Annotated in this window: 25 protein-coding genes and 1 pseudogene; 3 read left to right on the forward strand and 23 right to left on the reverse strand. The window is 66.4% G+C overall.

Translation table 11 applies throughout. The features are described 5' to 3' along the window. Nucleotide 1 precedes the first annotated feature (1 nt). The 4 genes from ASD34_RS02225 to ASD34_RS02240 all read right to left on the reverse strand — a co-directional run bounded on the left by ASD34_RS02225 (nucleotide 2) and on the right by ASD34_RS02240 (nucleotide 2,702). Complete coding sequence (locus tag ASD34_RS02225) at nucleotides 2-850, reverse strand: replication initiator protein A (RefSeq protein WP_016452547.1); 849 nt, start codon at nucleotides 848-850, stop codon at nucleotides 2-4. A 26-nt stretch (nucleotides 851-876) separates the two neighbouring features. Next, entirely contained in the window at nucleotides 877-1,167 is a 291-nt protein-coding gene (locus ASD34_RS02230) for a helix-turn-helix transcriptional regulator (RefSeq protein ID WP_016452548.1), read from the reverse strand. 83 nt (nucleotides 1,168-1,250) lie between these two features. Further along, on the reverse strand, nucleotides 1,251-2,012 hold the full coding sequence (locus ASD34_RS02235; protein WP_016452549.1) for a DUF2285 domain-containing protein: 762 nt from the start codon (nucleotides 2,010-2,012) through the stop codon (nucleotides 1,251-1,253). 342 nt (nucleotides 2,013-2,354) lie between these two features. After that, nucleotides 2,355-2,702 carry a DUF2958 domain-containing protein gene (locus ASD34_RS02240; protein ID WP_016452550.1) on the reverse strand — a complete coding sequence of 116 codons (348 nt, stop codon included), beginning with the start codon at nucleotides 2,700-2,702 and terminating at the stop codon, nucleotides 2,355-2,357. Nucleotides 2,703-2,925: 223 nt separating this feature from the next. Between ASD34_RS02240 and ASD34_RS02245 the strand changes: the two genes are divergently transcribed. Beyond that, nucleotides 2,926-3,219, forward strand: coding sequence for a helix-turn-helix domain-containing protein (locus tag ASD34_RS02245; RefSeq protein WP_016452551.1), 294 nt, complete (start codon nucleotides 2,926-2,928; stop codon nucleotides 3,217-3,219). A gap of 364 nt (nucleotides 3,220-3,583) precedes the next feature. On the opposite strand, the gene ASD34_RS02250 is transcribed toward ASD34_RS02245, so the two are convergent. Then, nucleotides 3,584-3,898, reverse strand: a complete 315-nt coding sequence (locus ASD34_RS02250; protein ID WP_016452552.1) for a DUF736 domain-containing protein — start codon at nucleotides 3,896-3,898, stop codon at nucleotides 3,584-3,586. Between the two features lie 523 nt (nucleotides 3,899-4,421). Between ASD34_RS02250 and ASD34_RS02255 the strand changes: the two genes are divergently transcribed. Further along, nucleotides 4,422-5,258, forward strand: coding sequence for an AAA domain-containing protein (locus tag ASD34_RS02255; RefSeq protein WP_200874531.1), 837 nt, complete (start codon nucleotides 4,422-4,424; stop codon nucleotides 5,256-5,258). Between the two features lie 237 nt (nucleotides 5,259-5,495). Here ASD34_RS02255 and ASD34_RS02260 read toward each other — a convergent pair whose 3' ends face one another. The 13 genes from ASD34_RS02260 to ASD34_RS02320 form a co-directional block, all read right to left on the reverse strand. Then, entirely contained in the window at nucleotides 5,496-5,708 is a 213-nt protein-coding gene (locus ASD34_RS02260; RefSeq protein ID WP_016452554.1) for a hypothetical protein, read from the reverse strand. A gap of 255 nt (nucleotides 5,709-5,963) precedes the next feature. Further along, nucleotides 5,964-7,016: an MBL fold metallo-hydrolase gene (locus ASD34_RS02265; protein ID WP_016452555.1), complete on the reverse strand. Its 1,053-nt coding sequence runs from the start codon at nucleotides 7,014-7,016 to the stop codon at nucleotides 5,964-5,966. A 9-nt stretch (nucleotides 7,017-7,025) separates the two neighbouring features. After that, nucleotides 7,026-7,859, reverse strand: coding sequence for an SDR family NAD(P)-dependent oxidoreductase (locus ASD34_RS02270; RefSeq protein ID WP_016452556.1), 834 nt, complete (start codon nucleotides 7,857-7,859; stop codon nucleotides 7,026-7,028). A gap of 16 nt (nucleotides 7,860-7,875) precedes the next feature. Beyond that, nucleotides 7,876-9,480 (reverse strand): AMP-binding protein, encoded by a 1,605-nt coding sequence (locus ASD34_RS02275; RefSeq protein WP_016452557.1) that lies wholly within the window; start codon nucleotides 9,478-9,480, stop codon nucleotides 7,876-7,878. A gap of 11 nt (nucleotides 9,481-9,491) precedes the next feature. Beyond that, nucleotides 9,492-10,085 carry a carboxymuconolactone decarboxylase family protein gene (locus ASD34_RS02280; protein WP_016452558.1) on the reverse strand — a complete coding sequence of 198 codons (594 nt, stop codon included), beginning with the start codon at nucleotides 10,083-10,085 and terminating at the stop codon, nucleotides 9,492-9,494. 40 nt (nucleotides 10,086-10,125) lie between these two features. Then, on the reverse strand, nucleotides 10,126-10,833 hold the full coding sequence (locus tag ASD34_RS02285; RefSeq protein ID WP_016452559.1) for an ABC transporter ATP-binding protein: 708 nt from the start codon (nucleotides 10,831-10,833) through the stop codon (nucleotides 10,126-10,128). Then, complete coding sequence (locus ASD34_RS02290) at nucleotides 10,830-11,582, reverse strand: ABC transporter ATP-binding protein (protein ID WP_016452560.1); 753 nt, start codon at nucleotides 11,580-11,582, stop codon at nucleotides 10,830-10,832. Before ASD34_RS02290 ends, ASD34_RS02285 begins: the two co-directional genes overlap by 4 nt. After that, entirely contained in the window at nucleotides 11,579-12,547 is a 969-nt protein-coding gene (locus ASD34_RS02295; protein ID WP_016452561.1) for a branched-chain amino acid ABC transporter permease, read from the reverse strand. Before ASD34_RS02295 ends, ASD34_RS02290 begins: the two co-directional genes overlap by 4 nt. Next, on the reverse strand, nucleotides 12,544-13,401 hold the full coding sequence (locus ASD34_RS02300; protein WP_016452562.1) for a branched-chain amino acid ABC transporter permease: 858 nt from the start codon (nucleotides 13,399-13,401) through the stop codon (nucleotides 12,544-12,546). The genes ASD34_RS02295 and ASD34_RS02300 overlap by 4 nt, the downstream gene beginning before the upstream one ends. Before the next feature lie 48 nt (nucleotides 13,402-13,449). Then, a complete protein-coding gene (locus ASD34_RS02305; RefSeq protein ID WP_016452563.1) occupies nucleotides 13,450-14,646 on the reverse strand; it encodes an ABC transporter substrate-binding protein in 1,197 nt (398 codons plus the stop codon). Between the two features lie 37 nt (nucleotides 14,647-14,683). After that, nucleotides 14,684-15,493, reverse strand: coding sequence for an SDR family NAD(P)-dependent oxidoreductase (locus ASD34_RS02310; RefSeq protein WP_016452564.1), 810 nt, complete (start codon nucleotides 15,491-15,493; stop codon nucleotides 14,684-14,686). A gap of 11 nt (nucleotides 15,494-15,504) precedes the next feature. After that, on the reverse strand, nucleotides 15,505-16,692 hold the full coding sequence (locus ASD34_RS02315; protein ID WP_016452565.1) for a lipid-transfer protein: 1,188 nt from the start codon (nucleotides 16,690-16,692) through the stop codon (nucleotides 15,505-15,507). A 35-nt stretch (nucleotides 16,693-16,727) separates the two neighbouring features. Beyond that, entirely contained in the window at nucleotides 16,728-18,293 is a 1,566-nt protein-coding gene (locus ASD34_RS02320) for an AMP-binding protein (RefSeq protein WP_016452566.1), read from the reverse strand. Between the two features lie 223 nt (nucleotides 18,294-18,516). Here ASD34_RS02320 and ASD34_RS02325 point away from each other — a divergent pair, with 223 nt between their 5' ends. Next, a complete protein-coding gene (locus ASD34_RS02325) occupies nucleotides 18,517-19,212 on the forward strand; it encodes a TetR/AcrR family transcriptional regulator (RefSeq protein WP_016452567.1) in 696 nt (231 codons plus the stop codon). 89 nt (nucleotides 19,213-19,301) lie between these two features. Here ASD34_RS02325 and ASD34_RS28025 read toward each other — a convergent pair whose 3' ends face one another. The 5 genes and pseudogenes from ASD34_RS28025 to ASD34_RS02345 form a co-directional block, all read right to left on the reverse strand. Further along, a complete protein-coding gene (locus ASD34_RS28025) occupies nucleotides 19,302-19,439 on the reverse strand; it encodes a hypothetical protein (RefSeq protein WP_349675195.1) in 138 nt (45 codons plus the stop codon). Between the two features lie 55 nt (nucleotides 19,440-19,494). Next, nucleotides 19,495-21,516 (reverse strand): annotated as a pseudogene (locus tag ASD34_RS02330) (ParB/RepB/Spo0J family partition protein); the annotation flags it as partial. 65 nt (nucleotides 21,517-21,581) lie between these two features. After that, nucleotides 21,582-22,406, reverse strand: a complete 825-nt coding sequence (locus ASD34_RS02335; RefSeq protein ID WP_016452569.1) for a DUF932 domain-containing protein — start codon at nucleotides 22,404-22,406, stop codon at nucleotides 21,582-21,584. Nucleotides 22,407-23,229: 823 nt separating this feature from the next. Continuing rightward, nucleotides 23,230-23,580 (reverse strand): DUF2958 domain-containing protein, encoded by a 351-nt coding sequence (locus ASD34_RS02340; protein ID WP_016452570.1) that lies wholly within the window; start codon nucleotides 23,578-23,580, stop codon nucleotides 23,230-23,232. A 293-nt stretch (nucleotides 23,581-23,873) separates the two neighbouring features. After that, a complete protein-coding gene (locus tag ASD34_RS02345) occupies nucleotides 23,874-24,266 on the reverse strand; it encodes a hypothetical protein (protein WP_016452571.1) in 393 nt (130 codons plus the stop codon). Between the last annotated feature and the right edge of the window lie 173 nt (nucleotides 24,267-24,439).

Consider the following 24,439-nt stretch of genomic DNA (forward strand, 5'->3'; position numbering starts at 1 on the left):
TTTATCCCCGTGCCGTGGACGGCACGGGACGCCCTGGCCGGAAGGTCAGCAGCTCGGCGCCATCCAGCCGTTCGATGCCCAGGACGTAGCCCGGCAGTGACTGCCGCGCGACCAGCGCACGCAGGTCGCAGGCAAAGTCGTAGGGCTTGGCCGTGCTGCCCGACTTGCGGTACAGGTGCTGGAAGTCGAACTGCCACCCGCCCGGCTGCCGCCCACCGTGCTTGCGCACCAGGCGGTACAGCCAGCGCTCGATCCCGCCCGTCAGCCGGAAGTACGCCGGGTCGATGGTCAGCACCAGGGCGGCATCGAGCACGCCCGCATAGAACCAGTCCGGCAGGATCAGCTCCAGTCCCAAGGGCGTTCCCCTGGCATCGGCCAGCTCCTTCCACTCGTTGATCCACGAGAAGCGGTGCAGCCGCCTTCCCGTGGTCTCCCGGATGGACGTGGCCACCGTCGTGGATTGCAGGCGATCCAGCGCGGCCTTGAGGCGCTGGTAGTCGCGCAGCGATGTACCGCGCCCGATGAAGCGCAGGATCTCGTAGGGCGTGGCCTGCATCAGCCGCGACGGGCGCAAGCCCGCGTCGCGCGCCTCCACGATCTGCGAGGCCGCCCAGATCAGCACGTCGGCATCCCAGATCGTGGCGATGCCGTGTTCCTGCGTGCCTTCCACGCGGATCGTGATGCCGCCGGCCTGAAAGTCGATCGGCGTCGTGCGCCGCGACTTCGCCAGCGAGAAGAACGGAAAGGCCATCAAGTCCTGGCTGTCGCGCGGCGCCATGTCGCCCGGCAAGGCGCGAAACAGATCGAGCTGTTCGCGCTCCTGCCTGACTGCCCCGGATGGGCTGAACATGGCGAAGGCCACCCGCGCGCCAGTGATCAGCGCGCACGGCTGTCCGCCGAGTGCTGCTCGGCGTATTCGGGATCGGACGTGCTCTCGAAGCTGCGCTCGGCGGCCCAGGCATCGAGGTCGGCCACGGCGTACATGACGCGGCGGCCGAACTTGCGGAACTTGGGGCCGCCACCCAGCACGCGCTGCTTTTCCAGCGTGCGCGGCGACAGCCGCAGGTAGTCGGCAGCCTCGTCGTTGGTGAGATAACGCTGCGGCTGTGCAGCAGCGGCCGGGGTAGCTGCGGGTGCGGCGGCAGGCCGCAAGGGAGCAGGACGCATGGTGAGAACCTCCATCGGTTGCAGGGCTCCGGCCACACAGCGCAACCGGATGGAGGCAGTCTCAGAAAACGAAGCGCTCCTGCTCAGGGTCGTTTTGCGTCCTCTTCAAAACGACCCTTCTCAAGCGGCGCAAGCTGTGCTAGGCGGCGATAGCCGCCGCGCATCAGCGCATCGCCGCGCCGCACCAGGCGGCGCACCTTGGAGCGCAGGCCGCCGTCGCTGTACCAGCCGGCCGCGGCGTCCGCACCGAACAAGCCCTCGGCCACGTCGCGCAAGGACGCGCCCGCCAGGGTGGCGTCGAGCGCCTGCAGGGTGTGCAGCTCCAGCAGCGCCGCAGGGGGCGGTCGGGGGCGAGCCATCGGCGCTGGCGTGTCAGGCACGTGGGTGGCCCCACGGCCACGGTAGGCATGGGCCACGGCCATGCCGTCCTCAAGGCCAGGCGCCAGCGCATAGCGCTGGCAAAGGCCGGGGCTGCGCGCGATCAGCGCCAGGCCCTTGCCGTCGTGGAGCAGTTGCTTGTGGCCGGGAATGCGCCAAAACGCGAACGGCTCGGCATCCGGTGGCGGATCGGCATCGGGGTGAAGCTGCACCACGGCCTCATGGCCGGGGAGCCAGGCCGGATGCGCGTCACGCGCGTCCAAGGCCGGGTCTTCCAGCAGACGCAGGCCCCAGCGATGCGCAGCCTCATGCATTGCTTGTGCTTGGCGATGACGGCGCAGCCAGTCGAGCCGGTAGTCGGGATGGCGACGCAGGTACTCCCAGGCCAGTGCGAGCGTGTCCAGGCACAGGACGTAGAGGTAGGCGGCGGTCGGATACCAGTGCGCGAAGTGGTGCGGCTCGGCCATGACGCAAGCTCCCGTAGAGCAGGACGGCCGTCACCGGTTTCACACGCAAACGTCACCGCATCAAACTTGCATCCAATCGTGAATAAGCTGGTAGATTGGTAACTTGCGTGTCAAGACGAAATGCATCGGATGGGTTGCATGGATCGTCTGAATGCGACGGTGGCGCGCGAGGACATACGCGCCTCCTGCGATATCCACCGTGCCCGATGCCACGGCCGGCATCATGACCGATTGCGCCACGATGGCACCGATTTGGTGCGATAGTGCGGACTAAGACCGGACGGGTCTGGAGCAAGACCGAAATAGTCTCAATGCGCCCGGCTTGGCCTGGGCGCGAACGGCTCAATCGAGGATGGAGCCGTTCTCCTGGGCCAGCCGCAGGTACTCCGACAACGGGCGCACCGCCCGGAAATACCGGTCCCGCATCACGGGCTGTTTGCTCGGCCCGACGATGGATGCGAGGTCGGACAGCTTGATCTCGCCTAGCTCGGGCATGCCGATCCCCAAGTCGATCAGGCCATGGGCCGTATCGCCGTCGGCGGGGTCGAGCGACACCAACAGCCAGGTGGCGTGTGCATCCGGCGTGAACAGCCGCACCACGGGCAGCGGGTCGATGACCCGGCCAGCGGCGCGGGCTTGGCCGTGTTCCAGCAACAGCCTGCGCTCGTCCTCGGTGATGAGCTGGTTCATGGGCGTCCCCTCATTCGCACAAAACCGCCGAAGCGTGAAAGCGCAAAACCGCATTGGCGGGTTTGTGGAAAGGCACGGATGCGGCTTTGCGCTTCTGTGAGAAGCCGCAGATACGGATTTCCGTAAAAGCACAAAAGCGGCAGGCAGGCATAGTTGAACACTATAGATTGTAGCCCTATAGGGCGCAATCGGCTGTCATCTTGGATTTTGGGGAGATCCAGGGTTGGCAGCGAAACATACATTGTCGGAGGCACTAAAGACCATCAGGAAAGCGCGTGGATTGAGCCAGGAGGCGTTCTCCGACGTGTCCAGCCGCACCTACATGAGCACGCTGGAGCGCGACCTCAAAAGCCCCACCCTGAACAAGCTGGCCGAGCTGTGCGAGGTCATGGAGGTGCACCCGCTCACGCTGCTGACGCTGGCCTATGCCGGCGACGACCTGCAGCAGGTTGATCAGCTTCTGGTGCAGGTGCGCCAGGAGTTGGAGACTGTGGCGAAGAAGAGTGACACGCCATAGCGTGCGACGTTGCTGGCGTGGCCGATCCGGCTCAGCCGGTTCGGGGACTGCAGGGGCGCCAAGCATCGCGCGGCGGGGATAGGCCACAGGGCTTTCCCCAGGAGGCAAGCGAAGCGCGCAGCGCCGCAGGCGCGAAGGCGTGAGGGATTGCAGCCGGATGGCCGTGACGGCGAAGTCGGCACGGGGCGCAGCCCGTAAAGCCCGGCGGTGCAACGCACCGACACGCCCGGCCACCGCTTGCGGCGGGCAACTCAACACATGCGAAAGCCGCTCGACACGGCGCAGCCTTGGCGATGGTGTTGCCTCCTTGAAGTGCCGCGAAGGCAGCACAGCGCCCCGCCACGTGGGCGGGGCGCTGTGGCGGTCACGCCGCCTGGGGCTTGCTGCGCGACCAGATCAGGTCGTGCGTGCCGTCCTCGCCTTCGATCAGGCGGGCATAGACCGTGGCCGGGAACGAAGGATCGTCAAGGGTCACGGAGATGTACTCCCGCCCGGCCTCGCTGGTCTTCTTCCACGCCGCGCCGATATCGTGGCTGGCGGCCTGCAGGCGAAAGTCCGGGGCCTTCTCGTTGTCCCCCTTGTCGTTGGGCACCAGCTTGACCTTGACGTTGAGCGTCAGGGTGCGAAGCGTGCCGGTGTAGCCGTCTTTGTCTGCGGTGAAGCTGCCGATGTTGGCCATGATGAAACTCCTTTTGGTGGAACAAGGTTCGCGCCCATCGCGTCCTTGTTGTGATCCGGCCGGCGGGGGACGGGCGGGCTGCACCGCTTGCGGTCGAAACGCAGTGGAGAGCCGGGAGGCGAAAAGAATTTGCTGCGCGAGGAAGCCGCGCAGCGGCGGGGAAATTGTTTTCGCTGGACGGTTGCAGCCATGAAGCCCGAGGCGCAGCCGCGCCCCCGCCAGGATTCACAACAACACAAGGACGCCTTGGGCCGAACCGCACCGAAAAGAGACAGGGCCGACTCGGCATCCCCGCACGAAGGCTGCACCGGCTCGCCCACTGACGCGGGCCGGGTCAACCACCCGACGACAAGCGAGAACGCCCCGGCCGCACCTTGCGGCGCCGGTCTTGAGGCGTGGCGTGGAAGCTCCATGGCGATGCCGGGCGGGATGTCCGTGAACCGTCCTTCGTGACGTGATGGGCGAGAACCGCCAGCGTTGAGGACGGCACGCATTCGTACAACCTGCCGCAGTAAGCGCCAGCGTGTTCGCCAGCGCCTCGTCCATCGTGGCGGGGCGTTGGCCGGGTCGATCCGGCATCGCCGGTTCGGCGGTATTTGAGGGGCGCCAAGCTCGCGCGGCGGGGATGTCCGACGCAGTGCTGGAACACATGCGCACGCGCTACCGTGTCGATGCACATTGGCTCCCCAACCGACAATCCGCGCAAACCTTGGCGGACCAGGCTACTGCGTGGGGCCGCATGGCGGGACCGGCCGACAGCAAGACGTGGGTGGGGTTGCCGTTGGCCGTGCACCGGCGCTGCGACAAGCCGATGCACGGACTGGCCAACCGCATCGCCTACGACGGTGCGATGGTGTACGGCACCATCGCACCGCGAGCCGACAAGGAAACCCCCGCCCGACTGCCTACGGGGTGGATTCACGCCAGTGGAACATCCGACGGGAACTGGGTGCCGGCTGAAGGAAAAGCCCTGCGGGCGCTGCTGGCCTTGCTTCATGAGGACGGAGTGAATGCAGCCGACATTTCGGTCATCACGCCCTTCAAGAATGTCCTGGAGAACCTCAAACGCTTGCTCGGCGACACGATGGTTTCCGGAACCATCCACACCATGCAGGGAAAGGAAGCGCCGGTTGTCATCATGGTGTTGGGCGGAAATACCGACGGTCCCGGCGCACGCGACTGGGCGGTCTCGGAGCCCAACCTGCTGAACGTGGCGGCAACGCGGGCGAAGCGGCGCTTCTATGTGATCGGCGACCGCAACGACTGGCAGAACCGCGCTCTGTTTTGTGATGTCATGGATCTCTTGCCGCTCCAGCGTCTTCCCGAACATGAAGCCGTGGCGATGACTCAACCTCAATAATTGTGCAGGCTGAGACCGTGCATGCACAGGTCATACTGGCGGCAAGCCTTGACTTCCCTGCAACTACCGAGTGTGCCGCCCGGCCACCTCCTGACACTGGCCCTGGACGGGCCAGTGCCCGAAGGCATTGCGCAATGCAGCAATGCCTTCGACACCGGGCGCGGCCACCGCCGCGCCCGGATTTTTGAAGCTCACCGCGCCTAGGGCGAAACGACCTAGGCGCGGTGCTGACGATGGTTATTCCTTTGTCTCAATGATCCACCACACGGCCCGCGCTAAGGCACGGCCCGTGATGGGATGAATGTCGGTGAGATCGGCTCGGGCCATCCAGCCCGAGGGCGGACGGTAACCGCGCACATCGCCCTCGCCGTGCCAGCGGCGGGCGCGTACCGTGCCGGGCGCGTAGACCGCCGCCATGCGCGGGCCACTGGTGATGTTGATGGTGGGCATGGTTCGGCTCCCTGCGGCAAAGCGCTCCGGCCTTGGCCCGGGCGCTTGCCTGCGGCATGGGTCAGGCGGCCAATGCCTCGGCAGGTTCATGCATCACGGTGGCTATTCTGGGCAATTAAAGTCGTAAACACCCACCCAGCATCCATGCGGCTGTTCGCAATGCCCAGCCAGGCCGCTGCCTATCTAAAGTCGTAAACACCAGCGTGGACTGCCCTCTCAATGAATGAGGTAGCTGAGGCCGGAGATGGTGCGGCCTCACGACTTCAGCTCATACCATGCGACGCCGCTCCCATCCACGGTGCACCCTACGGCGCTTTCCGCGATGAAGTAATTCATACAGGCCACGGCCTCGCCCGTGGCGAGACTCAGTTGCTGCCCGTCCTGCTCATCGATGGCACGGTGGAACAAGGCGGGGAACACGTCCACGATGCGCTGCGGCCCGCCCGTCAGCGACTGGCGCAGCCGTTCCAGCGCCCGCTCCTGACCGGCGCGCAGCGAGCCCAGGCGTTCGTGCAGCCCGTAGAAGGGTTCATTGTGCGAGGGCAGCACCAGCACATCGGCGGGCACTTCCCGCGCCAGCTTGTCCAGCGACTCGAACCACTCCTTGAGCGGATTGGCCTGCGGCTCGGTGGCGAACACCGACACGTTCGACGAGATGCGCGGCAGCACCTGGTCGCCCGCAACCAGCAGTTTCAGGCCGGGGCAGTACAGGCAGGCATGCTCCGGCGAATGGCCGCCGGTGGTGATGACCCGCCAGGCGTGCGCGCCCAACTGCAGCAGGTCGCCATCCTGCAGGCGCCGGAAGCTCTCGGGCAGCGCATGGATGTGCTTGCCGAAGCTGCCGAAGCGGCTGCGGTAGCCCTCGATGGCTGCCTCCGACCAGCCCGCGCGGCGGTGGAACAGCACGCCGTCGGGCGGCGCCTCGCGGTTCGTGTCGGCGTGCATCACGCGGCAGCTCAGGTATTCCAGGCGGCTCATGTGCAGCGGCACGCCAGCGCGGCGCGTGAACCAGCCTGCCAGCCCGATGTGGTCGGGGTGCATGTGCGTGGTGTACACGCCCTGCAGCGGTCGCGCCAGCGGCCCCTCACCCATCAGCGCCAGCCAGTCGGCCACGGTGGTGGGGTTGTTCAGGCCGGTGTCCACCAGCACCCAGCCATCGTGCGTGTCGATGGCCCAGACGTTGATGTGGTCGAGCCGGAACGGCATGGACAGCCGGATCCAGCGCACGCCGGGGGCGACCTCGACCGTGTGGTGCGACGCCGGGGGCTCGAAGGGGTAGGTCAGCGCGGGGGTGTCTGGCTTCGTCATCGCATCAGGTTATATGCCAGTGAGCCCGCCCGTGCACAGCAGGGTCTGGCCGCTCACGTAGTCGGACTCGGGAATGCAGAACAGGTAGGCCGCGCCGGCGGCCTCCTCGGGCGTGCCGGCCCGGCCCAGCGGAATGTTCCGCTCCATCGCTGCCATCAGGTCCGGGTTCACGCCCACCTTGATCTCGCGTCCCTCGACCTGGATGGCGGCGTCGGAATCGGCGGTGGCCTCGGTCATGCGGGTGCGGATGAGGCCGTAGGCCACGCAATTGACCGTGGTGTTCAGGCGCCCCCACTCCTTGGCCAGCGCCATGGTCAGGCCCACGATGCCCGCCTTGGCGGCGGAGTAGTTGACCTGCCCCGCATTGCCGAAGACGCCCGAGACCGAGGAGACGTTGACCACCTTGCGCACCACACGGCGGCCGGCCTCGGCGTCGGCCCGGCTCAGCGCGCGGACCACCGGCTGCGCCGCGCGCAGGATGCGGAACGGCGCGGTCAGGTGCACGTCGATCATCGCGTCCCACTGCGCGTCGCTCATCTTCTGGATGACGTTGTCCCAGGTGTAGCCCGCGTTGTTGATGAGGATGTCCAGCCCGCCAAACGCGCCGGTGGCCGTGCCGATCAGCCGGTCGGCGAAACCGGCTTCGGCCACGCTGCCGCAGCAGGCCACCGCCTCGCCGCCCAGCGCGATGATCTCCTCGCGCACGGCCATGGCGGGTTCGTCGTCGAGGTCGTTGAGGACGAGCCGGGCCCCTTCGCCCGCGAGCTTGAGGGCCATCGCCCGGCCAATACCCCGGCCCGAGCCGGTGACCACGGCCACCTTGCCGCGCAGTTTTTCCGACATGGTGTGCTCCTCCTGTTTACCGGGCGGGTGCCGCCTCGGCGTCGTAGGCGCCGGCGCTGCCTTGCTGGCGCAGGACGGCGCGCTGGATCTTGCCGGTCGCCGTCTTGGGCAGGCTGTCCATCTGGCGCAGGTAGCGCGGCTTGGCGAAGCGTGGCAGTTGGGCGCTGGCCTGGCGGACGATGTCCGCCATGTCCAGCGCCGCTCCCTCGCTGGGCACCAGGGCGAGCATCACCTCGTCCTCCCCGCCCGCGCCCTGCGCCGGAACGGCGTAGGCCGCCACTTCATGGACGCCGGGCAACTGGCCCACCACGACCTCGACCTCGGTGGCCGAGATGTTCTCGCCCCGGCGGCGGATGCAGTCCTTGATGCGGTCCACGAAGGTGATAAGCCCCTGTTCGTCCCGCGTGCCTGCATCGCCCGTGTGGAACCAGAGGTTGCGCCAGGCCTCGACCGTTTTCGCCGGGACGTTCAGGTAGCCCGCCATGAAGCCGAAGGGCACCTTGGGCCGCACCAGGATTTCGCCCACTTGCCCGGCCAGCACCGGCACATCGGTCTCGGGGTCGGCGATGCAGATCTCGAAACGGTCCTCGTGCGCCCAGCCGGCCGCGTTCGGCGCAGCGTGCCCGATGCGCCCCCAGATGGGAATGCCGACCTCGGTCATGCCGAACCCAGACAGCACGTCCTTCACGCCGAAGCGCTCGCGGAACACGGCCTCGTGCTGGGCCGGGTTGGGCGCGCTCAGGCTGGCGCGCAGGCGGTGGTCGCGGTCCTGCTCCGTGGGCGGCTGGTTGATGACGAACATGGCCGTCGTGCCCAGGTGGTTGGTCAGCGTGGCGCCGCTGCGGCGGATGTCGGCCAGCCAAGTGCTGGCGCTGAACCGCTGCTTGAGGAAGGCCGGTATGCCCGCCAGCACCGTCGCCCCCAGTTGCATGAACAGACCGTTGGCATGGAACAGGGGCAGGCAAATGTAGTACTTGTCGGCCTCGGTGATCTCCAGGCTGCGTATCGCCCCCAGCCCGAGCAGGGCGCAGTGGCAGTGCGGCATCAGCACGCCCTTACTGGGCCCGGTAGTGCCGGAGGTGTACATGATGCAGAAGATGTCCTCGGGCCGGGGCGCGGGGCCTTCCCACGGCGCGCAGGCGCTGCTGTCCATCCAGGCCACCTGCCGCCAGCGTTCGGGCACGGCGGCGGGCGCGTCGCCCACCACGACCAGGGTGCGCAGGTGGGGCAGCTCATCCGCCAGGCTGGCGACGTGCTCGACCAGCGCGGAGTCCACCACGATGGTGGCCAGTTGGCAATCGTTCAACTGGTGGCGGAGGAAGGAGGAACGCAGCTCGGTGTTGAGCATCACCGCCGTGGCCCGCAGGTAGCCGATGCCGAACGTGGTCGCCACCATGGCGCAGCTGTTGGACATGAAGACGCCAACGCGCTCTTCGGGCTGCACGCCCAGTTGGTGGTGCAGGAAGCTCGCAAACCGCTGGCTGCTGGTGAACGCCTGCCCCACGGTGAAGGCGATGCCCTGGCTGTCCTCCAGCCAGGGCGCTGCGGGGCGGCTGGCGGCCCATTCGCGCAGGGCATCGGTCAGCGTGCATGCGTGGGGTTCGTGGATGCGGCTGTACATGGCCTTCTCTTTCAGACTTCGAGATCCTGGAGCCAGGGAACGTGGGCCAGCGCCTCCGAGGGCATGGGCTCCAGCTCCGAGCCCATCAGGCCGTTCCAGCGATTGAACCAGCCGACCATGGCCACGCAGGACACGATCTCGACGATTTCCTCCTCGGAGAAGACCTGCCGGGCCTGGTCGATGGCCTGGCCCGGTTCGCGCACCGGCAGGCTGCCGCCTGCGGTGGCGATGGCCAGCGCCTTGCGCTCCTGCTCGGTGTACCGAGGGTCGTCCCGGTAGGACGGCAGCGCGGCCAGCTTGTCCCAGCCCACGCCCAGGTGGTGGGCGGCGTGGACGAGGTGCGTCGTCGTATAGCGACAGCGCGCACCGCGCGCGGCTTCCGCGGCGATCAGGAAGCGCAGCGCCTGGGTGAGCTGCCCGTCGCCGCGCAGCGTCACGCTCAACAGCTTGAGCAGCGCGGGCACCACGCCGGGTTTGCGCGCCATGGTCAGCAGCGCATTCGGGCGGTAGCCGACGAAATCCACCAGCTCTTCGAGCACGGGGTCGCGCGAGCGGGGGTCGCTTTCATGCAGGGGCGCGATGCGCGCGGCGGTGCGGGCGTTCATGGGCATGCCTTGGATTGGGGTTTGCATGGGCACGGAGCGGTCACGCCGCTGCGCCCGTCGTGATGAGGCCCTCGACGTGGGCGCGCTGCGCGTCCAGTTCCTGGGCCGTGCCGGACCAGGCGACCTGGCCATGGTCCAGCACGTACTGGCGGTGGGCCAGCTTCAGGGGCACCTTGAGGTTCTGCTCCACCAGCACGATGCCGGTGCCCTGGCGATGGACTTCGCTGAACACGCGGACCAGTTGGTCCACGATGACCGGCGCCAGCCCCTCGGTGGGTTCGTCGAGCAGCAGCATGCGCGGGTTGCCCAGCAGGGCGCGCCCGATCGACAGCATCTGCTGCTCGCCGCCGGAGAGCTGGTCGCCGCCGAAGTCCAGCCGTTCCCGCAGGCGCGGGAAGGCGTCCAGCACCCGGTCGAGGGTCCAGTGCCCCGGCTGGTGGGCCAGCGCGCCGATCTTGAGGTTCTCCAGCACCGACAGGTTGGGGAAGATGCGGCGCGTGTCCGGCACCAGCGCCACGCCGAGCTTGGCGATGGCCTCCACGCCCAGGCCCGAAATGTCCTGCTCGCCCAGCAGGCGCCGGCCGGCCACCAGGGGCATCAGGCCGACCAGGGCCTTGAGCAGCGTGGTTTTGCCTGCGCCGTTGCGCCCGACGATGGCGACGATTTCATGGAAATCGATCCGCACGGAGATTTCTTCCAGCGCCAGGGCCTGGCCGTACCTGACGCTGGCTTTTTCGAGTTCGATCACTGCGCGTCCTCCCCAAGGTAAATCGACCGCACCGCTTCGTTCCTGCGGATGTCCTCGGGGGCGCCGCAGGCGATGACCGAGCCGTTGCTCATGACCACGATTTCGTGGGACAGCGACATCACCGCATCCATGTTGTGCTCGATCAGCAGCACCGTGCGCCCCTGCGCGGCCTTGCGGATCAGGGCCAGCGCGGCCTGGATCTCGTGGTGGCCGATGCCCGCCAGCGGTTCGTCCAGCAGCAAAATCCTGGGATCGGGCAGCAGGGTCACGCCCAGTTCCAGCGAGCGCTGCAGGCCGTAGGGCAGCGTGCCCGCGACGTCGTCGCGGTGGGCCGCCAGCCCCGTCAGCTCCAGGATGGCATCCAGCTGCTCGCGGAACTGCCGGTCGAAGTGGCGGCTCATCCAGAAGGGCTGGAACCCGGGCCGGCGGGACTGGGCCGCGACCAGCAGGTTCTCGGCCACCGTCATTTCGCCGAAGATCTTGATGATCTGGAAGCTGCGCCCGATGCCCATGCGGGCCCGTTCGTAGGCGGGGCGCTGGCTGATCTCCCGGCCGCCGCAGTACACCTTGCCCGCATGGCGCATCTGCCGCCCGGCCAGCACGTTCAGCAGCGTGGTCTTGCCCGCGCCGTTGGGTCCGATCAGGCCGTAGATGCAGCCCTCCAGGAATTCATGGCTGACGTCGTTGACCGCCTTCAGGGCGCCGTAGCTGACAGTCACGCCCTCGCACCGCAGTGCTGCCTGGCTCATCGCGCACCTCCGCGCCGGTTCTTCTGGTAGGCCGCGAAACCCTGCTCCAGCTCGCCAACGATGCCGCGCGGGAAGAAGATGGTTGCAAGGATGAACACCAGGCCCAGCACGCCGTACCAGTACTCGGTCCAGCTGCTCAGCCATTCCTTGAGCACCTCGAAGGCGATCACGCCGACGGTGGCGCCCCACAGCGAGCCGGAGCCGCCCAGCAGGGTCATGATGATCACGTCCCCCGAGGTGGTCCAGTGCAGCATCTGCGGGTTCATGTACATCAGCAGCGAGGCCAGCAGCGCCCCCGCCAGGCCGCTCAGGCCGCCCGAGATCACGAAGGTGATCTGCTTGTAGCGGTTGACGTTGAAGCCCAGTTGGTCGGCGCGGGTCTCGTTGCCACGGATCGCCGCGATCACGCGGCCGAACGGCGAACTGCGCAGCGAGATCACCGCCAGCATGACCAGGGCATACACGCCCAGCACGAACCAGTAGTAGTGGACGGGGTCGTAGAAGTCGATGCCCAGGAAGCCCGGGCGCTCCACGCCCGAGATGCCGTCCGACCCGCCAGTGAAGCCGCGCAGCTTGCTGTCCGCCAGGATGAAGATCAGCTGGGACAGCGCCAGGGTCACCAGCGCGAAGAAGATGCCGGACACCCGCAGCGCGAAGAAGCTGAACAGCAGGGCGAACGCAGCCCCCACGATGATGGCCAGGCCCACGCCGGCGGAGAAAGGCAGCCCGTATTTCTGCGTCGCCAGGGCCACGGCGTAGCCGCCCACCCCGAGGAAGGTGGCGTGCCCGAAGGACACCATGCCCAAAGCGCCGAACACGAAGTCGAAGCCGATGGCGAAGATCGCCCAGATGGCCGCCAGGGTGACCAGCTGGATCAGCGCTTCACTCGGGTTGAGGAAGGGCAGCAGGATGCCGGCCGCGGCCAGCAGCAGGCCGAAGCAGATGTCGAACAGGGAGAGTTTCATGCCGTCCTCGCCGCGCGGTAGAACAAGCCCTGCGGGCGCGTCAAGAGGGTGCCGATCAGCAGCACGAAGGTCATGATGTCCACCCAGCCGGGCAGGTACACGTAGCCCAGGGCACGCACCATGCCGATCAGCATGGACGCCGCGATCGCCCCCCGGATGTTCCCCAGCCCACCCAGGATCACGACGATGAAGCAGTCGATGATGGTGTTGGTCGCCATACCCAGCTCGATGGGGAACAGCGGCGCCGCGATCGCGCCCGCCAGGCCCGACAGGCCACAGCCCGTGGCGAAGACCGCCATGCGGATCGCGCCCACTGGCAGGCCCAGGATGCGCACCATTTCCGCGTCGCTGCTGGCGGCCCGCACGAGCATGCCGAAAGTGCTCTTCTCAAGCACCAAGTACAGGCCCGCCGAGACGAGAGCGCCGAACCCGATCACGAACAGCCGGTACATCGGGATCGTGCTGCCCAGCATGTCCACGGTGCCGTTCCACAGCGGCGGAATCGCCACCTCCTGGTAGCCGGGGCCCCAGACGAAGCGCACCACGTCGCTCAGGATCAGGATCAGGCCGAAGGTCAGGATCAGCTGGTAGAAGTGCGGGCGCTCGTAGAGCGGTCGCAGCGCCAGCTTCTCGATCACCGCGCCCGCCAGCGCGGTGAAGAACGTAGCGGCCAGCACGCCCATGAGGAACGAGCCCGTGCGCCGCCCCGTTTCATACGAGACGTAGGCGCCCAACATATAGATGGCACCGTGGGCAAAATTGATCACACCCAGCATGCCGAAGATGAGCGTCAGGCCCGCCGCCAGCAAAAACAGCAGCATGCCCAGGCTCAAGCCGATCACGATAGTTGACATAGCGATTCACCGAGTGCGGAAGGCCGGGGCGGCCTCCCGCTGCGGCCTTCAGTTCTTGCAGGCCTCGAACAGCTTCTCTTCGGGAAAGACCTTGGTGATCTTCATCGTCAGCGCGGGGGCTGGCGGGGTGCCCTGCACCACCTCGCCCCAGAAGCCCGGCTGCAGGGCCTGGTGGTCGCAGGCACGCATGGTCTTCTTGCCTTCCACGGAGTTCTCGCGGACGCTGGCGGCGAAGGCGTCCACCCACTTCTCCTTGTCCCAGGAGCCGGTCTTTTCCACCGTGTCCAGCCACCACGCCATGCCGTCGTAGGCCTCCCCGGCCGTCATGCTGGGGAAGATGCCGAACTTCTTGCGGTAGGCCTCGACGAACTTGCGGTTGGCGGCGGTGTCGATGGTGTGGTCGTAGCGCAGGCCGGAATTGACGCCCAGCGAGGCCGGCCCCACGGCCGCCGCCATGGTTTCATCGGCGGCCACGGGTCCGAAAAGCACCTTGCTCTTGCCCAGGTTCACCTGGCCGGCCTGCTTGAGCAAAGTAACCACGTCCGAGCCCGTCAGCATCAGCAGCACGCCGTCGGCGTCGGACTTGGCGATCTTGTCCACGATGGACGAATAGTCGCGGTTGCCCAGGGGCGGGAAGTCCTCACCCACGATCTGGATACCGTTGGGGCCGGTCTGCTGCTTGATCCACTCGTAGCCGTCACGGGTGGCCTGGTAGTCGGCGGTAACGATGTAGATCTTCTTGAGCTTCCTGTCCTGCATGTACGCCAGCGCCATGCGGTTTTCCATGCCCAGGTTGTTCGATGTACGGAAGGTGTAGCGGGAGCCGCCGGGCACGGTGATCTTGTCGTCCGCCGAGATGGTGACGAGGTGGGGCACCTTGCGCTGCTTGGCCAGGTTCATGACCGCCAGCGTGGAGGCGGAGCTGAGCGCACCGAAGATCATGTGCGAGCCCTCGGAGATCAGCTTGGTGGCCTTCTGCACGGCGGGCTGGGGCTTGGTTTCGTCGTCCTCCCAGGTGACTTCGATGGGCACGCCCATCACCTTGCCGCCGCGCTCCTCGACGGCGATCTGCACGCCCCGGCGCATGTCCTCGCCCAGCAGCCCGTAGGGACCGGAGAGCGACAGCACGCCGCCGATCTTGAACTTCTCGGGCTTGGACTGGGCATGCCCGTTGGACACCAGCCCCATGGCCGCCGCCGCGGCGACCACCATGCCCTTTTTAAACCATTTCGCAACGCTAACCATGATGTGTCTCCTGTCGTTGATTTGCATGTATTCCAGGTCAGCCGATGCGGGCGGAAATACCGCCATCGACCATGATTTCGGCGGACGTGACGTACTTGGATTCGTCACTCGCCAGCCACAGGGCCGTGGTGGCCACGTCCCATGCGTCTCCCATGTGGCCCATGGGGCACTGCCGGTCCCGCTTGGCCAGCATTTCCTCCTGCGACGCTTCCCGGTACCCGTCCGCCAGCGACAGCACGGGCTGTCGGACCATGGGCGTATTCATCAGGCCCGGCATCAGCACGTTCGAGCGGATGCCCCGCTTGGCGTATTCCAGGGCGACGCTGCGGGAGAAGCCGAGCACCGCGGCCTTCGAGGCGCTGTAGGACACGTAGGCCACGCCGCTGTCGCGCACGCCGGCTACCGAGCCGATGTTGACGATGCTCCCCCGGCCTTTCCGGAGCATGGAGGGGATCGCATGCTTGCAGGTCAGGAACATGGAGGTGAGGTTGATGTCGAAGACCAGGCGCCAGTCCTCCAGGCTCTGCTCGACGACCCCACCCAGGCGGGCGGTGCCGACGTTGTTCACCAGGATGTCGATGTCGCCATAGGTGGTCACGCAATCCTGGACCAGCGCTTCCACCGCGCCGGGGTCGGTCACGTCGCACTGGGCCACGCTCATGGCCCCGCCCTCTTCCCGCACGATCGACTCGGTCTCGCGCGCTGCGTCCAGGTGGATGTCGCAGCCATAGACCTTCGCCCCTTCGCGGGCGAACAACACGGCCATGGCCTTGCCATTGCCCCAGCCGGGCCCCGATGATCCGCAACCGGTGACCAGGGCCACCTTGCCTTCCAGGCGTTTCACCATGATCTCGTCCCTCAGTCCGCGCGCCCGTACAGGGTCACCACGGTGGCGCCGCCCAGGCCCGCGTTGTGCTGCAAGGCCAGGCGTGCACCCTCCACTTGGCGTGCTTCGGCGCTGCCGCGCAGTTGGTGGGTCAGCTCGTAGCACTGCGCCAAGCCGGTCGCGCCCAGCGGATGGCCCTTGGACAGCAGCCCGCCCGAGGGGTTGACGACGACCGCGCCGCCATAGGTGTTGCTGTCCGACTCGACGAAGGCCCGGCCCTCGCCGACGGCGCAGAAACCCAGGCCCTCGTAGCTGAGCAGCTCGTTCTGCGCAAAGCAGTCGTGCAGCTCGCACACGTCGATGTCCTGCGGTCCCACGCCTGCCGCCTCGTAGACCTGGCGGGCGGCCTCGCGCGTCATGTCGAAGCCCACAACGGAAATCGCGGACTTGTCGGCGAACGCGCCGGGGCGGTCGGACACCAGCGACTGCGCCAACACCTGCACGTTGGCGGAGAGGCCCATCTTCTGGGCGAACTTCTTGCTCACGAAGACGGCGGCAGCGGCGCCGCAGGTCGGCGGGCAGGCCATCAGGCGGGTCATGGCGCCGGGCACCAGGGGCGAGCTGGCCAGCACCTCCTCCACCGTCACCTCCTTGCGGAACAGCGCCAGCGGATTGCGCGCAGCGTGGCGGCTGGCCTTGGCGCGGATCCTGGCGAAGGTGTCCAGCGGGGTGCCGTACCGCTCCATGTGCTCGCGGCCCGCCGCGCCGAAGTAGCGGATCGCCATGGGCAGCTCGGGGTGGCCGAAGATCTCGTCCATGACCCCGTTGAAGTGGTCGAGCGGATCGGGCCGGTCGTCCCAGTACGCCCTCAGGGCGCCGGCGGGCATCTGTTCGAAACCCACCGCCAGCGCGCAGTCCGCCGAGCCGTTGGCCACGGCCTTGCGCGCCATGTACAGGGCCGTGGAGCCGGAGGAGCAGTTGTTGTTGACGTTGATCACCGGCACCCCGGTCATGCCGACCTCGTAGACCGCGCGCTGGCCGCTGGCCGAGTCGCCATAGACGTAGCCCGCATAGACGTCCTGCACGTCGGAGTAGGTGAGGCCCGCGTCCTGCAGCGCCTCGCGGATCGCCTGCGCAGCCATTTCCGGGTACGGCAGGTTGTCGCCGGGTTTCTTGAAAGGGGTCATGCCGACACCGGCAACGAGAACGGGCTCTTGCATTGCGATACCTCCGGGGTTGAATCACCAAACGTGCGTCAGGAAACCATGCGCTCCTGCGCGTGCCAATACTTCTTGCGGACTTCTTTCTTCAAGACCTTGCCCACCGCACTGCGCGGCAGCTGCGCGACGATCTCGACCTCCTTGGGCGCCTTGATGCTGCCCAGGCGGTCCTTGACGAACTGGATGAGCGCCTGCGGCTCCACGGACTGGCCCGGGCGCAGCTCGATGACCGCCCTGACGGCCTCGCCCCACTTGTCGTCGGGCACGCCGATGACGGCGCAGTCCTTCACGGCCGGGTGGGCCATGACGGCGGCCTCGACCTCGGACGAGAAGACGTTGAAGCCGCCCGTGACGATCATGTCCTTCTTGCGGTCAACGATGAACAGGAAGCCCTGCTCGTCGAAATAGCCCACGTCGCCCGTGCAGTGCCAGCCGTGGCGCTGCACTTCAGCCGTGGCCTCGGGGTTCTTGTAGTAGCCCTCGGTCACGATGTCGCCCTGCGCGACGATCTCGCCCACGGCCCCCGGCTGGGTGAGCAGGCTGCCGTCGTCGTCCATGACCGCCACCCGCGTGAAGGGGAAGCGGCGCCCCGCGCTCAGCAGGCGCTGGCGGGGCGCCACCTGCCCGTCGATGAAATGGTCCTCGACCCGCAGCACGGAGATCGCGCCAGGCACTTCCGCCTGGCCATAGATCTGCAGCATGACGGGGCCGAACACATCGATGGCCTCCGCCAGTTTGTCGGGCGACATGGGTGCGGCGCCGTACATGAGGTAGCGCAGCGCGGAAAAGTCGAAATCGCGGACGTTGGGCTGCGCCAGTAGCGTATAGATGACTGTTGGGGGCAGGAACAGCATGTTGACCCGCTCCTGCTCGATCACCTTGAGCAGGTTCTGCGGATCAATCCCGTCCATCAGGACAACGCGGCCACCGCGCGCCATGAAGGGCAGCGACACCAGCCCCGCCGTGTGGGTGATAGGTGCCGCCGCCAGCACGGTCATGCAGTCGGTAATGTTCATGGCCGACATATGGTTGGCCATGGTCGCCGTCAGGTTGCGGTGGCTGAGCATGACGCCCTTCGAGCGCCCCGTGGTGCCACCGGTACCCATGATCATGGCCAGCCCCCGCGGCTGCAGCGGCGCTGCGTACATCTCGGGCGGCTGGCCTTGGATCAACCGAGCAATCGACAGATCCGCCCCATCGGCCTCTTCCAGAGCTATGTAGTGACGAATGCGGGGGACCTTGCCGCGGATCTCGGCGACCTGGCTGATATAGCGGGCCTGATAGAAAAGGACGTCGCAGTCCATGTCCTGCAGGAACTCGATGTTGGTCTCCACGCTGTTGCGCGCATTAACGGGCAGCCAGACACCCCCTCCGCGCAACACCCCCAGCAGCGCCACGAAAGCAGCCCCGGCATTGCCGCTCAGCACTGCGCCGTGAAAACCAGGTGCGAGTCCCAAGGCCTGTAGCCCCCGTGCGATCTGGCACGTGAGCGCTCCCGCTTGCGCATAGGTGACGGCCGGGGTATCACGCCCGCAGTCCACGAAACAAGGCGCATCCGGATGGCTGGTAGCACCAGCATCGAAATAGTCCAGCAGATTCATTGCTGTGCTTCTCCGTTCAAGTCAAGTCTGGTTCGGTGGAACAGCTATCGCAGACAATTCACATGCCTGCGGCGGCGGCGTTCAGCTGGAGGCCTCTGCATTCGGTGATGCCCCTTGCATGCTGTTCAAGCGGTACCATTTCTTTTAAATTGGTACCATTAGACGCGCTCGATTGGTACCAAGTCAATTGACTTGGTACCATGTCTCATTAGGAGAAACCCGCATGAAAAAGAAGCTCACAGACGAAGAGTTCTTCGATGCGCTGACCCATCTGCTCCTGACGGAGGGGGTCAAAGGCCTGACCGTGGGTGAAATCGCCGCACGGCTGCACTGCTCGCGGCGGCGCCTCTACGACATTGCGCAGACGAAGGAAGAGATCTTCTGCGCCGTCGTGCAACGCTTTTTCGATAGCCTCCTGAGACAGGGCGAAGCACTGATCCACCGTGAACAGGATTTGACGACAGCACTCGCTGCCTACCTGGACGTAGGCGTCCAGGCGGCTAGTCGCATCGGTGTCCAGTTCCTGAAGGACGTCGAAGATTCAGCAGTTGCCAGAGGTATCTTCGATCACTACCAGCAGGTCCGTACCCTTAGGCTATCCCAACTCATCGACGATGGGGTACACCAGGGTGTCTTCGCACCCTGCCATGGGCTGGTCGTATCCGAACTCATTCTGGGAGCCGCACTAAGGCTGCGCCGCCCGGCATTCCTTGCCCAGGCCAATCTCACCCTTGAGGACGCATTCCAAGAGTTCTACCGGGTGCTGCTAGGTGGGCTACTGATCGACTCAGCCACACCAAAAGCGGCTCGTAGGGGCGTACGGGCAAGCCGAGCCACTTCGCAGCGCACCGTCACAAAGAAAGATACAGACCCTGATGAAGTCGGCACGATGCTAATTGCCGCCTGGAATCGCGGTTAGGGAAGGTCTGCACAACACCCGCTGCGACAAGCGCCGGCACGTGATGTTTCAAGACCTGCACGTTTTCCTAGTGGTTGAAGCTGGCAGTACTATGGTTGCCTGCCCGCTTCAAGCGCCTGATGCGCGCTGCGCCCCGGCCGGAAGCCGTAGCTGTGCTCGCTGAAGGTCGGATCGATGAGCGGTTGCAGCACCTGCAGCAGGGCCTGCTGGATCAACCTGTCCACCACGGTGGGAATCCCCAATTCCCGCGTCCCTCCGCCCGGCTTGGGTACCCGGAATAGTGGCGGCTTCTTCCGCGCCGTTCTGCTGCGCAACCTGCGGGCTTTCCTCGGGTACGTCTGCCTTCGTGAAGATGGTAGGCATCCAGCCGGTGCCCTTCGCCAGCCGCTCGGCCTCGCTGGCAATGTCGGCCTTCTTGAGCTTTGCCAGCCGGTGGACGCTCTCGGGCGCGAACTCGCCCACGGCTTGCAAAACCGCCGCCTTCGCAACGTGCTTGAAATAGCCTTCCGCCGTGGGTTGCCACCATACGGCCATGTCGAGGCCCACGGCCTGCGCCAGTTCCGCGCCGGGCTGCTGCGCCGTGCCGCGCGGCGTCACCACGTCCACCGTCGAAGCCACGCACACGGCCAGCAGCTTGACCAACTCGCCTTGCTCCATCGCCAGCAGCGCGACGAACAGTGCGGCGCTGTCCTCGGGCAACTTGCCGCCCCACGCCTGCTGCAATTCGCGGAGCGCTACGGCGGCGGGTGACTCGGGCCAGTCCGGTGCCATGCCTTCCAGCCGGTCTTGAATTTTCAGGCTCACGCCCAGCGGAATATCGTGGCCGTAGTAGCGGCCCTGCAAGACGGTCTGCACCATGCCATGCACCAGCACGGCCAGCGCCACATGTGGATGCTGGGCCACCTCGATTTGCAGCGCCGCCGTGCGGTGCGCGCTCAGGCGTTGGGCCAGCCGGTCGGAAATCGCTGCGGCCTTGGGCTGCTCGTCTTCCTCGCCTTCGTCATCGTTCGCGGCGTCCGGGTCGCTAAAGCCTTGGCGCAACTTCTCCAGCGTGCGAAGGGCTTTCGCCTCGGCCTCGCGCAGCAGCCCTCGATGAATCACGGCCTCGCCGTTGCGGTCGATGGTGACGATGGCACCGGCTGCGGCCTTCACATTCGCGCCGTATCCCTGCAAGCCTTCTTCCAGTGCCTGCAACTGCTCGCCCAGGGCTTCGCCTTCCTCCTGCAAGGCATCGGCCTTGTCCTCGTCGTCGGCGTCCATCGCGGCATCCACCGCTTCGGCCACCTCCTGCATCTTGGCTTGCAGCTTCTCGATGCGCTGCGCTTCGCGCTTGTTGGGTTCGCGCCGCTCCCTCGGGGCGCGCTGGAAGGCGTGCAGGTCGGCATGGGTCATGCCCGGCGTGGCATCGGCCCAAGCCCAGCCCTCGGCCTTCACCTCGGCGGCGATGCCCGCCAGCTTGTCCTGTGCCAGCCGTTCCAGCAATGCAGCATCAGTCAGGTACACGCCCGCGTCATCCTCCGCGAACAGGTCGCGGCGGATACCGCCGCCCTCCTGCTCGTAGGCGTCCAGCCCGACGAAGCGCACCAACGGATGCCGGTAAGCGTCGATTTCCCGTTCGGTGAGGCGTTCGCGCAAATGCGAAGGGTGGCGTTGCCACTGCGGGGCGTCGTAGAAAGCGGCTTCCTGCGCCGCGTGGTCATCCGTTCCGGCCAGGGCCATCAGCTGGTCCAGGCTCACGGCGTCGGCCCGATAGTCGGCCATCAGGCGCGGGGAGACATTCGCCAGCTTCAAGCGGCGCTGCACGACCAGCGGCGTGACACTGAAATCCGCCGCAATGTCCTCGATGGGCCGGCCTTCGGCCACCAGTGTCGCGAAGGCTTCAAATTGGTCTGCCGGGTGCATGGCTTCACGCTGCACGTTCTCGGTGAGGCTGGCCGTGCGCGCAGTGCCATCGGCCACCTGCAGGCAAGGCACGTCCCAATCCTTGGCGATGCGGTGCTTCTTCGCCAGCAGCTTCAACGCGGCCAGCCTGCGCCCACCGGCCACCACCTCGTAATGCAGGCCATCGGCGGCGGGAATCACGATCAGGTTTTGCAGCAGGCCCACGCGCTGGATGGATGCGGCCAGTTCAGGGATGGACATGCGCGGGGTCTTGCGCACGTTGCGGCCCGTGCGGCGCAGCACCAGACGCGACAGCGGCACCAGGATCATGTACTTGCTCGGGTCGGCGGCTTGCAGCACGTTCGCGGCGCTGCTGGCTGCGGTGTTGACGGCGCGGGCTTCGGTGGTGGTAACGGCGTTCATGGCGAATCTCCAATCAAGTGAAACAAGGGAATGGAGGGGAACCGCCCCTCCGGCGGGGGAACGGTTCAGGCCTTGAGGGCGCGCATGCCATCGGCCAGCAGCCACAGGGCGCGATTCAGGCGAATGTCGGAATCAATGCCCTGCACGGGGCGGGTTTGCTGCCTGCGGCCATTGGCGGCGCGGCCATGCAATCCGCCCTTGGTCAGGTTCTCCTGCGTGCGGTTAAACACGCTCCACAAGTCGGGGCGGCGATCCTCGAAGCGGCGCGGCATCAGGATTTGCGATTCCGTGACGGGCGCGGGCTTGTTCGGGTCGTCGTACTTCAAAGCCAGCGCGGCACGGGCGAACACTTCGGATTCGCCATCGTCCAAGGTGATGCCGCGCATCAGGTCGCGGGACTCCTGCACCCGGTCAAAGCCGCGCAGAACCTCGAAGGCGCCTTCGATGACTTGGCCCGCCACGTCGCCTTTGTGAGGCACGCGCACATCGGCAAAGGTGTCGCCGCACACCAGCCCATTGGCGCAGATAAATCTGAATTGCCCGGCCAGCATCTGATAGCTGCTGGTGCCATCGTGCGAGTTCAGCAGCACGATTTCGTTAGCTTCCGCGCCGTTGATCTGGCTGGCGTGGCGTAGGCGCAGCAGGTGTTTCGTGTGTTCGCGCCGCCTCTCGTTGCGTACACGGGTCTGGCACACCATGAAGGGCTGGAAGCCTTCTTTGCGAAGCTCAGTCAAAACCGTAGCCGTGGGGATGTAGCTGTATCGCTCCGAACGGCTCTCATGCGGGGAGTCCGCGAAGATGGACGGGGCCACGCGCCGGATTTGGTCATCCGACAGGGGATAGTCGGAACGCAGTGCGGGGGAATGGTTTGCGAAACGGGATGCGAGCATGTCTTTCTCCTGACTTGGCTGTTGAAGAAACACCGGATTCCTAGATTCGGAGCCCAGCCTTTCGGCTGTTCGGTGCAGTCGGCACGAGGAACCCGGTTGGCCCTGTTGCCACCGTCTTTCCTGAGTTCATCGCCCGCGACGGTCAGGAGCGCGCGGACGGGGGCCGTCAAGGAGACAAGCGCAGGGTTGGTGCGGCCCGCAGGCGCAGCCGAGGACACGGCCCTGCGCGCCTTGACGGCACACGGCCGCGGGCTACAGTCGCGGACAAGGTGATGAGTCAGGGAAGACGGCTGGACAAGGCAACGGCCCCTCAACACGCCGACCGCACGGCAAGCGAAGCGCGCAGGCCCGAAGCTGGAAGCCGGGCCGGAGGCGTCAGCCGACCGGAGGGAGGGGACGATGGAAGCCCGTCAGGGGCGAAACCCCGCAGGGGGTTCGATGCGCAGCACGACAGCGCGACCGGCCATCTCCCAGGTGGCCGGGGACGTCCACATGACTTCAACGAAATCCCCTTGGACTGCTACTCGCCCAGCCATCGGCACAATGGCAATGACATGGACATACGAGCCCTACAAGACGATGAACTGATGGCCCAGGCCCGAGACTGGCGGCAACGGGCACTGCGCGGAGAAAAAAACGCACGCGGCTTTGCGCACGAACTGGAATGCGAAGTGCGTCGGCGCTTCCCCAAGAACGACAGGCCCTTGACGCTGCCGCCCGTGCGCCTGCTGGGCACGGTGTCGCAGCCTATCCAGCGTCGATGGAAGCCCTGGTGAACGCCCAGGGGGAGTAGAGAAAAGGGGCGTGGCGCCCCTTGACAGAATCAGAAGACGATCCGCCCCGCCAGCCGCGCATCCCGCGCATAGGCACTCAGCCGCTTCTCGGCACGAAAGTGCAGATCGCGCTCGATCGGCAACCCCAGCCGCCCGCGCACGGTCGCCAGTTCCTGCAGGCTGACCCAGCCCAGCTCGGGCATCCCCAGGCCCAGATCGCACAGACCGAAAGCATGGTCGTGATCGTCCGGGTCGATCTCGGTCAGCAGCCAGGTCGCGCCGGCATCCGGTGTGAACAGCTTGAGCACAGGGGCCGGATCAAAGTCCGACGTTTCGGTGGATTGCCGGCCGTTGGCCAGCAGCAGCGCACGCTGCTCGTCGGTGATGAATGCGCAGTTCATGGTGAACTCCTGAAGGATGCCGGGCGGAATTGCCCAGCCCTTCCGGGGCACGGCGCAGCGCAAGCAGTCAAGGGTCATCGACGGCCGCAGGCCGCAAGCGCCATCGGCGCGCAGCCCTTGACGGCGAGCACGCCGTGGCACGATGAAGGAAACAGCAAGCCGCCCCTCCAACGAAGGCACGGACTGGCAAGCGAAGCGCGCAGCGCCACAGGCGCGGAGAAACCCGCACCGGGCGCAGCAGAAAAAATGCGCCGCCCCCGCAAGGACGACGCACCGAAGGCTGCGCAGCGCGATCAGTTCGCCGCCGGCACCGTCATCGACTGCAACTGCTCGATCACGCCAGGCTCAACGAACACGCAAGCCTGCTCGTCCGCGATCGGCACGTTGAACAACTGCGCGAACACCGTGCGTCGCAGATGGGCCAGCCGGCCCGTCCGGTATACCTGTTCGGGCTTCATGCGCCCGCCGGCCTGCGAGCCGCTGCGCTGCGGATCGCATTCGACCAGCGCGACAAAGCCATCGTCGGACAGCTTCTGATGCTCGGGGCACAGACCCCAGCCCGTCTTCGTATGGCGCTCCATGCTGGCGCGCAGGCGCTTGTCCAGCAGGATGGTGCCGGTATCGAACGCCGTGCCGCAAACGAGGCAAACGTGCTGTTCGAGGGAAACGTGTGATTTATCGTTCATGACGATCTCCGGTTGCACGGGCGGAATTGCCCGGAACCGTCGCCCCCACGGCGTAGCGCAGCAGTCAGGGGTCGCAGACGGCCGCCAGGACGCAAGCGCGCACAAGCGCGCGCCGCCCTTGACGGCGAGAACGCCGTGATACGGTGAAGGGAACAGCAAGACCGCTCACACCC

Source organism: Variovorax sp. Root473, assembly GCF_001426505.1.
In the GTDB taxonomy this organism is placed as follows: domain Bacteria; phylum Pseudomonadota; class Gammaproteobacteria; order Burkholderiales; family Burkholderiaceae_C; genus Variovorax.